We start from the raw sequence: 12,230 nt of genomic DNA on the forward strand, positions 1-12,230 counted from the left end.
TCTAGTATAGGCGCGTTCATGTCCTCACCTCAGAAAGCACAATACAGTCAGGGCGAAGAACTGGCCAACTCCATTACTCATGGTATTGGAATGATCTTCGGCATTGTTGGCTTGGTTCTGCTTCTCATCAAGGCTTTCGATCATCAAGCGGATGCACTGACCATTACCAGTATGGCTATCTACGGCTCGAGTATGATTGTCTTGTTTCTGGCATCCACGCTTTACCATGCGATCCCATATCCGAAAGCCAAGCGCTGGCTAAAAACGTTTGACCACTGCGCTATTTATCTACTGATTGCAGGTAGCTATACGCCATTTTTATTAGTGAGCCTACGTACGCCACTAGCAATTGGGTTGATGATTGTGATTTGGACCATTGCTCTGATCGGTATCATCATGAAAGTCGCGTTTGTTTATCGATTCAAAAAATTGTCTTTGATGACGTATTTGGTTATGGGCTGGTTATCGTTGATTGTGATTTACCAACTGGCGATAAATCTGGATATTGGTGGTTTGACGCTTTTAGCTGCGGGTGGTTTGGTGTATTCAATAGGGGTGATTTTCTACGTTGCCAAACGAATTCCTTTTAATCACGCGATTTGGCATGGATTTGTGTTGGCGGGTTGTGTTTGTCACTTCTTTGCGATTTATTACTTTGTCGAGCCTATCTAACATAAAGATAAACTCGACAAAGTGATGTGCCATATATTAGCGAGTTTTCACTTCTAATACTTCTGCAGAGAACTGGTACTGCTGCGACTGTGGCACTGCCAATTTAATTGTTTTACCTTGCTCGGCCTGTTGTGGGCGAAGGTAGGTATCTGCCATGCGTTTGATAGATTGCCAAACCGTGATGTTTTCTTTCGCCAATTGTTTGCCAGCCATATCGAATACCTGTACTTCCACTTCTACCTGAATCACTGATTGTGAGCTTTGGTTAGTGATAGAAGTTGGGAAAATCAGTTCACCATCTTCATAGCTCGCCGAGCCAATCAATACATCCACACCTGAATCAGACAGCTGCATGGTTGGCTTCTTCGCGTTTACAACAACGGTAGTTCCGACTTTCTTGTTCACAACTGGAATCGTCGCTATCTCTGCTGTTGTGTCTGGTGCAGCTACTGTTGCTACGGCTGTTGTCGAGGCTACCACTGCCGCCGCTTCTACCGCTTCAACTTTTTCTAGTGTCGTTTCTGTGGCCTTTGGTGCGGTTTTATTCACGACATATTCCCACGTGAAGTCGTCGTTCAGTTTTATTTCGCGCCCATCCGCAAGCTTCACGACTTCTGCCGCGTAAACGGATGAAGTGGCTAGTAGGGTAGCCAGAGTGATCCATGTTTTCATTGTTATACCTTTTATTTTAAGTCTGCTTATCTACGCCAAAACGCCGGGAAGAACAGTACAAGAATAGTCAAAATTTCTAAGCGTCCCATTAACATACCAAAGCTTAGGAGCCATTTCGCTGTGTCTGGTAAAGGCGCAAAGTTACCTGTTGGGCCAATCACGCTACCCATGCCAGGACCTACGTTTGCTACCGCAGTAATCGAACCAGAAATACTGGTCACAGGGTCTAGACCAAGCGCACTTAAACAGCCAGCGATGAAGATAATGGTAATAAAGAACATCAAGCCAAATGCCACCACTGAGCGAACAATATCGTCGTTCACTGGGCGTTGGTTATAACGTTGAACGAATACGCCAGATGGGTGAATCAGCTTCATGATTTGCTTGTTAAGTAACGTCATCGCGATCTGGAAACGGAAGATTTTAATCCCGCCAGAGGTCGAGCCCGAACATGCACCTGCCATCATTAAGAAGGCAAACAGTGTCGTTGGGAGGGCGCCCCATGCGGTGAAGTCTTCTAGACCAAAGCCAGTGGTCGTAACGACAGAGACGATGTTGAACATGGATACACGCAGTGCATCCAAAATGGTGTAACCATCACGAAGCACGAGCCAAGCAGAAACCACGAGACTTGAGAACAAAAACAAGTAGGCAAAACCGCGCACTTGGGCGTCTCGTATTAAGACTTCGACACTGCGTTTACGTAACGCGGCAACAAACAATAGGAATGGCAGACCACCAAGGAACATAAAGGTGGTGGCCACCCAATGTGCGCCATTAGAGAAGTGGTTCATTGAACCATCTGATGTTGAGTATCCGCCCGTAGATAGGGTTGTAAACGCGTGGTTGATGGCTTCAAACAGGTTCATGCCAGTCAGCAAATAACCCACAATACACAAGCCTGTCAGCATCAGATACACCAATACGATGTTCTTCGCGACGGTCTTGGCTCTCGGGCTGCTCTTATCAGACCAATCAGACGATTCGGTTTGGAACAGCTTCATACCACCAACGTTAAGCATTGGTAGGATAGCTACCGCCATTACGATAAAGCCAATACCCCCCAACCATTGCAAGATGGAACGCCACAACAAGATACTCGGCGCCATGTTGTCCAAACCACTGAGTACAGTAGAGCCTGTGGTAGTGATGCCAGACATAGTTTCGAAGTAGGCGTCGGTAAAGCTAATGTGGTTGATAAACACAAACGGCAATGCAGCAAACGCACTGGCGATGGTCCATACCAAACTGGTGATGAGGAACATGTCACGCACACTGAGTTTGAACTTGGCGGTTCGACCAATCGTCAAACAGATGAATGCGGCTAGGTGGGTGATCACAACGGCTTGGGCGAAATCGAGGAATCCGCCCGTACCTGTGAAAAACGCGACCAAAGTCGGCACGTACATAAAAAGGGCCAGTTTGGATAAAACCAGCCCGATAACAAACAGTACGGGACGTAAGTTGACCATAGGAAAATCCTAGAGGAAGAATGGACTCGGCTGGAACAGCGCTTCGACGTCTGGTACGTACTTTTTGTCGACCAGGAACATCACGACGTGGTCATCTTGTTCGATGACTGTACGATCGTGTGCGATAAGAACTTCTTCGCCACGAACGATAGCACCAATGGTGGTTCCTGGTGGGAGTTTGATATCGCCAATCGCGCGACCGACCACTTTCGATGTGGTTTCGTCACCGTGCGCAACGGCTTCGATGGCTTCTGCCGCGCCACGACGCAGAGAAGATACGTTAACGATGTCAGCACGACGAACGTGCGTGAGTAGAGCAGAAATCGTCGCTTGCTGTGGTGAGATAGCCACGTCAATCACACCGCCTTGCACTAGGTCAACATAAGCGCCGCGCTGGATCAGCACCATCACTTTCTTTGCGCCCATGCGTTTTGCCAACATCGCAGACATGATGTTGGTTTCATCCTCGTTGGTTAACGCGATGAACACATCTACTTGGTCGATGTTTTCTTCTGTTAGCAGTTCTTGGTCTGCCGCATCACCACAGAAGACGATGGTGTTTTCAAGCTGCTCAGACAGTTTTTCTGCACGCTGGTAGTTACGCTCAATCAGTTTGACGCTGTAGGTTTGCTCAAGGCGTTTGGCTAAGCTCGCACCGATGTTACCACCACCAACAATCATGATGCGGCGATAGGGCTTCTCGAGGCGCTGAAGCTCACTCATTACTGAGCGGATATGGTTACTTGCTGCAACGAAGAACACTTCATCATCAGCTTCAATGATGGTGGTGCCTTGCGGACGAATTGGACGACCTTGACGGAAAATCGCAGCAACACGAGTATCGATGTGCGGCATGTGCTCACGCAGGGCAGACAGAGCATTACCTACTAAAGGGCCACCGTAGTAGGCTTTTACCGCTACTAGGCTGACTTTCTGCTCGGCAAAGCTTACCACTTGCAACGCGCCTGGGTATTGGATGAGGCGTTCGATGTAACTGGTTACCAACTCTTCTGGTGCGATAAGGTGATCGACAGGAATAGCACCAGATTTAAATAGGGCTTCTTTTTCTGCCAGATATTCTGGAGAGCGAATACGTGCAACACGGTTTGGGGTATTGTACAGAGTGAAGGCAACCTGACATGCGGCCATGTTGGTTTCATCGGTATTGGTCACCGCAACGAGCATGTCAGCGTCTTGTGCGCCCGCTTCGTGCAGCACATCTGGGTGGCTCGCGTGACCATTAACAACACGAAGATCGTACTTGTCTTGTAACTCTCGCAGTCGGTCGCTATTTTTGTCGACGATGGTGATGTCGTTATTCTCACCTACGAGGTTTTCTGCCAATGTGCCGCCAACCTGACCAGCACCAAGAATAATGATTTTCATACTCTTTACTCGTTATCTGAAAAAGGCGATTGAATTCGCTTCAATCGCCCTATTTAGCATGCTGTTACGCGTGTTTTTTCGTTAGCACTGCGTAGTAGAAACCATCCATATCTTCTTCACCTGGTAGAATCTGACGACCAGGTTGTTCGGGATCTGAGTCCACTAGTTGCGCATCTGCAGTACGTGCTAAGAACGCTTTTACTTGCTCCACGTTTTCTTGTGGTGTGATTGAGCAAGTCGCGTAAACCATGGTGCCGCCCGGTTTCAGTTGCGTCCACATTGCATCAAAAATTTCGCTCTGTAGTTCCGCCAGTGCGGCAATATCATCAGCACGACGTAGCCATTTGATGTCTGGGTGACGACGAATTACGCCCGTTGCAGAACATGGTGCGTCCAGCAAAATGCGATCAAATTGTTCGCCTTGCCACCATTCTTGAGGATTACGCGCATCGCCGCAAACCACTTTTGCCTGAAGGTTGAGACGCTTCAGGTTTTCGTGCACACGTTTAAGACGTGTGTCGTCGCAGTCAATGGCAACCACTTCACTGCCAGACGTACGTTCAAGAATGTGCGCCGTCTTACCGCCCGGTGCTGCACAGCAGTCTAGGATCAGCTCGCCATCTTTTGGTTCAAGATAGTTAATCGACAACTGTGCTGCCGCATCTTGCACCGATACCCAACCTTTTTCAAAGCCCGGCAGTTTCATCACATCACATGGCGCGGCCAATTTTAGGGCGTCCATTGCTTGTGTGTGTAGCGTGCTATCAATGTTTTCATTTTTGAGTAGCGTTAGGTATTCATCACGAGTGTGGTGCTGGTGGTTTACACGCAGCCACATTGGCGCTTTTTGGTTGTTGGCTTCAACAATGCTTTCCCACTGCTCTGGGTAAGCTTCTTGCAGCAGTTTAAGTAACCAGCTTGGGTGGCCGTACTTGCCCGCATTGTTGCTGACTGCCATTTGGTCTAGTTCTTCTTGGCTGCGCTGGTAGTTACGCAATACCGCGTTGATAAGACCGCGTAGACGAGGACCTTTCAGCTCTTTGGTACCTTCAACCGTTTCACCGACTGCAGCGTGCGCAGGAATACGCATGAAGCTTAGCTGATAAATGCCTACCAAAATTAGGTGATGGAAAACGCGTTGTTTGCCTTTTAGCGGCTTATCCATCAACTGGTTTGCAATCATTTCTAGGCGAGGGAGGTAACGTAGAGCGCCGTAACAGATCTCTTGTAGAAGAGCGTGGTCACGTGGTCGTACGTTTTGTTGAGCCGCTGGAAGAGCGCTTGAAAGTGAGTGGCCCTTGTCGACGACAAGATACAAGACGTTGGCAGCCGCAGCGCGAACATTCATGATGAGTACCTTAAAGTAAAGGAGGGCATCTCTGCCCTCTAAAAGTTCGTATTATTGGTCTTTGACACTATTGTCTGGCTTTTTAAACCAGTTGGGTGCCAACTTCAAACCAAGATGCTCGTGAGTTCAGAATATCTTGAACTGACATGGCTTTTTTACCTGGAACTTGCAGTTGTTCCAGTACCAGTGTGCCATTGCCTGTCGCAACATAAATACCAGTTTTATCTGCTTGCACAATAGTGCCCGCTGGCTTGTCACTGGTTTGTTCTGTCACACGGCTTTGCCATACTTTGATGCTGTTTTCAGCCGCTTCAAAGTGGCTCATTGGCCATGGGTTGAATGCGCGAACACAGCGCTCAATGTGTGCCGCGTCGTCATTCCAATTAATGCGTGCTTCTTCTTTGCTTAGCTTCTTCGCGTAGTTTGCAAGCTCGTCATCTTGCTTCACTGGCTCAGCATTACCTGTTGCGATGTCTGCTAGGCAGTCAATCAGAGCATCAGGGCCTAAGCCTGCAAGTTTTTCGTACATAGATGCGCTGGTGTCACTTGCTTCAATCGGCAATGTTGCGATTTTCAGCATGTCACCTGTATCCAAACCAATGTCCATCTGCATGATGGTTACACCCGTTTCTGCATCACCAGCCCAAATTGAACGTTGGATAGGAGCAGCGCCGCGCCAGCGAGGAAGAATCGAACCGTGTACGTTGATACAACCTAGTTTAGGTGCGTCTAGCACAACTTGTGGAAGCAATAGGCCATAAGCTACTACTACCATGATATCGGCGTTTAGATCGGCAAGCTCTTGCTTGGCTTCGTCTGATTTGAAGTTTTCTGGCTGATAAACCGGAATGTCGTGCTCTAGCGCGATGGTTTTTACTGGGCTGGCAGTAAGCTTTTTACCGCGACCAGCAGGGCGGTCTGGCTGAGTGTAAACCGCAATTACTTCGTGCTCCGAAGACAACAACGCCGCCAAGTGACGGGCGGCGAAATCCGGAGTACCTGCAAAGACAATACGTAAAGACTGACTCAAGGTAGACTTCCTTCTATTTAAATTGTATCGAGATCAAGCGTTTTGCTGTTTCTCGTTAAAGCGTTTGATTTTCGCTAGCTTGTCTTGAATACGCTTGCGCTTTAGTGGCGATAGGTAATCAACGAACAGTTTGCCCATTAGATGGTCTAGTTCGTGCTGAACACAGATTGCTAGCAGATCGTCAGCGTCGAAAGTGTATTCTTTGCCATCGCGATCTAGGGCTTTAACGGTAACTTCAGCAGCGCGAGCTACAAGTGCTCGAGCACCAGGTACCGACAGGCAGCCTTCTTCAATGCCATCTTCGCCACGCTTTTCCAGAATCTCAGGGTTGATAAGCACCATTGGCTCATCGCGAGTCTCTGAAATATCAATTACTACGATACGTTTATGGATATCAACCTGCGTTGCCGCAAGGCCAATACCTTCTTCGTCGTACATGGTTTCAATCATGTCATCGACGATTTTTTGAATCTCAGGTGTCACCTCTTCTACAGGTTTTGCAACGGTACGCAGGCGATCATCTGGGAATGTTAATACTTGTAATACAGACATATTCACTCGAAATATTGAACTGTGCCGTAACAGCACAAACCTTGTTGGCTCAATTCTAGACATTTTATGACCTAAATGACAGCATCCTGATACCAATTTCCATTCCGGTAACTGCCTAACAGACCAAGGACGAGGGTCATGAATCGAATTTTCCGCAACGTTTCTCGCATTACGTTGCCGTTACTTTTCTCTTTCAGTGCCGTAGCAAACACGGACTCCCAACCACTTACCGTTAAAGACGATGCACCCAAAACTTACGTTGTGGTGAAAGGTGATACGCTGTGGGATATTTCTGCTTTGTATTTGGATAGCCCTTGGTTGTGGCCTCGTTTGTGGCAGGTAAACCCAGAAATAGACAACCCACATCTGATTTATCCCGGTGATAAGCTCTCTTTGGTTTGGATTAATGGCCAACCGGTATTGAGTTTAAAGCCGGTTAAAAAGCTTAGCCCTCAAGCGCGTATCACGGAAAGAAAAGCGGTACCGACGGTTGCGGAAGGGTTGGTGATGCCTTATCTGAAATCCGATCGCTTAGTGGATGATGAAACATTAGAAAATGCAGCCAAAGTGATGGGCAGCAGTAAAGGCAACAAATTCCTTACTGCGGAAGACACGCTGTATATTAGTGGTGAGCAAACTTCGGCAGGATGGGCTATCTATCGACCTGTAGAAACCTTTTCGCGAGATGATGTATCAAAGCAAATCACGGCATTACGTTTGATTGCTAAAGGTGAGTTGATCGAGGCGTCGAGAGAATTTTCTGGTCTGAAGATCACCACGCAATTGCAAGAGATTGTCCGTAACGACATTGCTTTGCCAGTTCAAGTTCTTGATAACGGTGATTTCTCTGCAACATTCTATCCGTTGCCATCACCACAAGGCTCTTCTGCGAAATTATTGGGGAATATTGAAGGTATCCGTTATAGCTCGACCAACCAAGTTGTGGTGATAGATAAAGGCACATCGGATGCGCTTCGCCAAGGCAGTGTGTTTGATTTGAAAGAAGACGCACACCCAGTATTCAGAGACGGTGATGACTTTGCCAAAGATAATGGTTTGCTCGATACGAAAATTACCTTACCACAGAGCAAAGTTGGGGAGTTGTTAGTGATTCGCCCGTATGAGTATTTCAGTCTTGCTCTGATCACCAATAGCACGAAGCCAATCAACAAAGAGGTATCTGTGGTTTCTCCTCTGGTAGAGGAATCGACTACCAATGCAACCACACAATGATACCGACCTCGCTGCCTGGTTAAAGCTCAGCTGCTTACCAGGCATTGGCGGGGTTAAGATGAATAAGCTGCTGACCAAAGACACGCCGAATAACATTGTCCAATACTCGACTGAACAGCTTCTCCGCCTTGGGCTGGCGATGAAACAGTTACAAGCATGGTCTGAGGTCGATAAAGAAGTCGATGCTTGTTTAACTTGGTTAGAATCCTCTTCCCATCATTCTATTCTCACCTTGGCGAATCCACTTTATCCTCCACTTCTTAAACAAACGGTCGCGCCACCTCCTTTATTATTTGTAAAGGGAGATGCGAGCTGTTTGTCTCAACCGCAAATCGCCATGGTTGGTAGTCGTAATGCTAGTGTGGATGGGTTGCAACATGCTCGTAGCTTTGCTTCAGAACTCGTACAACATGATCTGATAGTGACCAGTGGCTTGGCTTTGGGTATTGATGGTCATGCTCATGATGGTGCGCTTATGGCGGGCGGTAAAACTATCGCTGTCTTAGGTTCTGGGCTGGAGCAAGTGTACCCCGCCAGGCATCGTGGTTTAGCGCAGCGTGTCATGGAGAATGGCACTCTAGTTTCGGAGTTTCGTCCAAACGCGAAACCTCGTGCGGAAAACTTCCCACGTCGCAATCGAATTATTAGTGGTTTGTCGTTGGGTGTATTGGTGGTGGAAGCGGCGGAAAAAAGTGGCTCCTTGATTACTGCTCGTTATGCTCTGGAACAAGGTCGTGAAGTATTTGCGCTTCCTGCCTCTATTCATTCGCCCAATGCGAGTGGCGGTAATCAATTGATTCGTAACGGTGCTTGTCTCGTACAAACTACTCAAGACGTGTTAAATGAAATACAGTCACTGCTTGATTGGTCTATTAATCAGAGCCTAGATTTATTTTCTGCGCCAATTGATGAAGAAGAATTGCCATTTCCTCAGCTGTTAGCTAACGTAGGAAATGAGGCTACACCAGTTGATATTCTTGCAAACAGGACCAATATACCTGTCCAAGAAGTCATGATGCAGCTCTTAGAGCTTGAGCTTTCAGGGCATGTTGTTGCAGTATCCGGTGGCTATATTCGAAAGGGGAGGGGCTAGCTATGATGATGGATATACTTATGTATCTATTTGAAACCTACATCCATAGCGATGCAGATTTACAGGTCGATCAAGACGAGTTGGAAGATGAGTTGCTTCGTGCAGGTTTCCAACAAAAAGACATCTACAAAGCCCTTGTCTGGTTAGAAGAGCTGGCGGCGTTGCAACAAAGTGACGCACATTCTGCTATCTCGACTTGCATTGCAGCGGCATCGACCCGTATTTATACATCGTCTGAGATGCAGCGTTTGGATCTTGAATGTCGTGGTTTTCTATTGTTTCTAGAGCAAATCAATGTTCTGACTACGGAAACTCGCGAAATGGTTATTGATCGGGTGATGGGTCTAGAAACTCATGAATTTGAGCTTGAAGACCTGAAATGGATCATTCTTATGGTGCTGTTTAATGTGCCGGGCAACGAAAACGCCTACACGCTGATGGAAGAGCTGCTATACACCAAGGAACAAGGTATTCTTCATTAATATCTTCTGCTTGAGCGGTGAGTATGAGTAGTAAAATCGATCACAACCTTTTCTCGGCACATGGGCATGCGCTTGAGCGCGAACCTTGTCCTAAATGTGGTGGGGAAGTCTCTCTTAAACACGGTAAGCATGGCCCGTTTTTAGGTTGTAGCCATTATCCAAGTTGCGATTATATCAAGCCGCTACACAGCAATGATGGCCACATCGTAAAAGAGTTGGGCGTGCCTTGCCCAGATTGCGGTAATGAGCTGGTATTGCGCCAAGGGCGTTATGGTATGTTTGTTGGCTGCAGCCATTACCCAGAATGTCATCATATTGAGTCGATTAACCAACCTGAGCCAGAGCAGCAAGCGAAAGAGCAACATGCTTGCCCTGAATGTGGTAAAGGACATTTGGTTGAGCGTAAGACCCGATTTGGTAAAACATTTTACGCGTGTGATAACTATCCGAAGTGCAAGTTTGGGGTGAACTTGCCGCCTGTTAGAGGCCGCTGCGAGGAATGTGGATTTACCTTGTTGGTAGAAAAGAAACTGGCCAGCGGAGTTAAACTGCAATGCGCGAGCCGTAAGTGCCAGCATACTCAATCACAATAGCCTTCAGTTCTAATTAAAAAAGGGCCGCACGATGCGACCCTTTTGCTATTTATTCAGAAATTTTTCTATGCTTGCCACTGCTTAGCGAATTCATGTACTGCAGGGAAGGCTTCTTCATCGAGAACATCTGCCAATGCACACAGTTTACGATTCAGCTCGCCAGTATAATCGCCGCACACGTTGATGTGACCCATCTTGCGACCCGCACGTTTTTCTTTGCCGTACCAATGAATGTGGCAACCGTCCATTGCTAGCAATGTTTCTGGCACTGTGTCTTCACCAAGAATATTAATCATCGAGGTTTCACGAACTAATTTCGTGCTGCCTAACGGCATGCCGCATACTGCGCGTAGGTGGTTCTCAAACTGACAGGTTTCAGCACCCTGTTGAGTCCAGTGGCCTGAGTTGTGTACGCGTGGTGCGATTTCATTAACCAGCAACGTGCCGTCAACGTCAAAGAACTCCAGAGCTAACACGCCTACGTAATTCAAGCTATTGGCAACGGCCGTGAACATCTGTTTCGCTTGCTCTTGCAACTCTGGCGCATCAATCGCAGTAGAAAGACTCAATACACCATTGGTATGGACGTTTTCTGCAAGTGGGTACACTTCAACGCTGCCATCTTTACCGCGAGCACCAACCAGTGAAACTTCGCGGTTAAAAGGGACAAATTCCTCAGCAACAATTGCTTGAGTCTTTGCTGCCGCGATGCACTCTGCCATCTCTGTCCAAATGCCTTCGACTTGAGAAGTTTCTTTTAAGCGCCACTGGCCTTTACCATCGTAACCACCCAACGCACTTTTCAGAACCATTGGCATACCAACGTGTTCAATTGCGCGGTCAAAGTCTTCACGATTTTCGATTACGTAGTATTTCGCGTTACGTACGTTTGCATCATCAAGCAATGCTTTCTCAATACGGCGATCACCACCCGTTTTGATGGCTTGCTTACTTGGTAGGAACTTACCACTGGCTTCACACACATCAAGCACGTCATGTGGGATATGCTCGAACTCAGCAGTAATGACGTCCACTTGTTCAATCGCATTCTCTAAGCCGTTACCTAGTACATGCTGAGTCAGTGGATGAACGATGTTACCACTGCCCACATCGTAAGCTGAGATTTGAATATTCAGTGGCGCACCAGCCAGAGACATCATACGAGCCAATTGGCCCGCACCAAGAACCAGTACATGCATCTGATTAATCCTCAGCAGGGTTTGGGTTCGCCAAAACAGTTTCCGTTTGTTCGTTACGGAACGCTTCGACTTTTGCCATGATCGCCTCATCATGTGTACCAAGGATTTGAGCTGCTAGGATGCCAGCGTTTGCTGCGCCAGCTTCGCCAATCGCCAATGTACCAACCGCAATCCCCTTTGGCATTTGTACGATAGAAAGCAGTGAATCCATGCCTTTCAGTGCACGAGACTGAACTGGAACGCCAAGTACAGGTACGCTGGTAAACGCTGCTGCCATGCCTGGTAGGTGAGCGGCACCGCCTGCACCCGCGATGATGACTTTAATACCGCGTTCTTTGGCGCTGCTTGCGTAATCAGCCAATAATTGAGGAGTGCGGTGAGCTGACACCACCTTTGTTTCGTAAGACACGCCAAATTGATCCAGCATGTCCGCTGCTAGTTTCATGGTTGGCCAATCTGATTTAGAACCCATGATGATACCGACTTTCATCTCAAACT

The 12,230-nt window shown here is 47.5% G+C and carries 13 protein-coding genes; 5 read left to right on the top strand and 8 right to left on the bottom strand.

All coding sequences use genetic code 11. The annotated features are described in order from the left end of the window. Positions 1-18: 18 nt before the first annotated feature. A complete protein-coding gene (gene trhA, locus C1S73_RS10795) occupies positions 19-672 on the top strand; it encodes a PAQR family membrane homeostasis protein TrhA (RefSeq protein ID WP_038870163.1) in 654 nt (217 codons plus the stop codon). A 36-nt stretch (positions 673-708) separates the two neighbouring features. On the opposite strand, the gene C1S73_RS10800 is transcribed toward trhA, so the two are convergent. From C1S73_RS10800 to def, 6 genes are all read right to left on the bottom strand, one after another. Next, positions 709-1,344: a DUF3157 family protein gene (locus tag C1S73_RS10800; protein ID WP_038870162.1), complete on the bottom strand. Its 636-nt coding sequence runs from the start codon at positions 1,342-1,344 to the stop codon at positions 709-711. Positions 1,345-1,370: 26 nt separating this feature from the next. Then, positions 1,371-2,816 carry a TrkH family potassium uptake protein gene (locus C1S73_RS10805; protein ID WP_038870160.1) on the bottom strand — a complete coding sequence of 482 codons (1,446 nt, stop codon included), beginning with the start codon at positions 2,814-2,816 and terminating at the stop codon, positions 1,371-1,373. Positions 2,817-2,825: 9 nt separating this feature from the next. Further along, positions 2,826-4,202, bottom strand: a complete 1,377-nt coding sequence (gene trkA / locus C1S73_RS10810) for a Trk system potassium transporter TrkA (protein ID WP_038870159.1) — start codon at positions 4,200-4,202, stop codon at positions 2,826-2,828. Positions 4,203-4,266: 64 nt separating this feature from the next. Then, positions 4,267-5,550, bottom strand: a complete 1,284-nt coding sequence (gene rsmB, locus C1S73_RS10815; protein ID WP_038870157.1) for a 16S rRNA (cytosine(967)-C(5))-methyltransferase RsmB — start codon at positions 5,548-5,550, stop codon at positions 4,267-4,269. A gap of 82 nt (positions 5,551-5,632) precedes the next feature. Further along, complete coding sequence (gene fmt / locus C1S73_RS10820; RefSeq protein ID WP_038870155.1) at positions 5,633-6,580, bottom strand: methionyl-tRNA formyltransferase; 948 nt, start codon at positions 6,578-6,580, stop codon at positions 5,633-5,635. Between the two features lie 33 nt (positions 6,581-6,613). After that, positions 6,614-7,132 (bottom strand): peptide deformylase, encoded by a 519-nt coding sequence (def, locus tag C1S73_RS10825; RefSeq protein WP_038870153.1) that lies wholly within the window; start codon positions 7,130-7,132, stop codon positions 6,614-6,616. Positions 7,133-7,270: 138 nt separating this feature from the next. On the opposite strand from def, the gene C1S73_RS10830 reads away from it, so the two are divergent. From C1S73_RS10830 to C1S73_RS10845, 4 genes are read left to right on the top strand one after another with little or no spacing between them, the layout of a single operon-like run. Next, a complete protein-coding gene (locus C1S73_RS10830; protein ID WP_038870150.1) occupies positions 7,271-8,365 on the top strand; it encodes a LysM peptidoglycan-binding domain-containing protein in 1,095 nt (364 codons plus the stop codon). Continuing rightward, positions 8,349-9,458 (top strand): DNA-processing protein DprA, encoded by a 1,110-nt coding sequence (gene dprA, locus C1S73_RS10835; protein WP_038870149.1) that lies wholly within the window; start codon positions 8,349-8,351, stop codon positions 9,456-9,458. The genes C1S73_RS10830 and dprA overlap by 17 nt, the downstream gene beginning before the upstream one ends. A 2-nt stretch (positions 9,459-9,460) precedes the next feature. Next, positions 9,461-9,940 (top strand): DUF494 family protein, encoded by a 480-nt coding sequence (locus C1S73_RS10840; RefSeq protein WP_038870148.1) that lies wholly within the window; start codon positions 9,461-9,463, stop codon positions 9,938-9,940. 23 nt (positions 9,941-9,963) lie between these two features. Then, complete coding sequence (locus tag C1S73_RS10845; protein ID WP_038870147.1) at positions 9,964-10,533, top strand: DNA topoisomerase family protein; 570 nt, start codon at positions 9,964-9,966, stop codon at positions 10,531-10,533. 65 nt (positions 10,534-10,598) lie between these two features. Here the strand turns inward: C1S73_RS10845 and C1S73_RS10850 are convergent, their stop codons facing one another. Next, on the bottom strand, positions 10,599-11,732 hold the full coding sequence (locus C1S73_RS10850; RefSeq protein WP_038870146.1) for a 5-(carboxyamino)imidazole ribonucleotide synthase: 1,134 nt from the start codon (positions 11,730-11,732) through the stop codon (positions 10,599-10,601). A 4-nt stretch (positions 11,733-11,736) separates the two neighbouring features. Continuing rightward, on the bottom strand, positions 11,737-12,222 hold the full coding sequence (gene purE / locus C1S73_RS10855; protein ID WP_005440742.1) for a 5-(carboxyamino)imidazole ribonucleotide mutase: 486 nt from the start codon (positions 12,220-12,222) through the stop codon (positions 11,737-11,739). Between the last annotated feature and the right edge of the window lie 8 nt (positions 12,223-12,230).

It is taken from the genome of Vibrio jasicida 090810c, assembly GCF_002887615.1.
GTDB lineage: Bacteria > Pseudomonadota > Gammaproteobacteria > Enterobacterales > Vibrionaceae > Vibrio > Vibrio jasicida.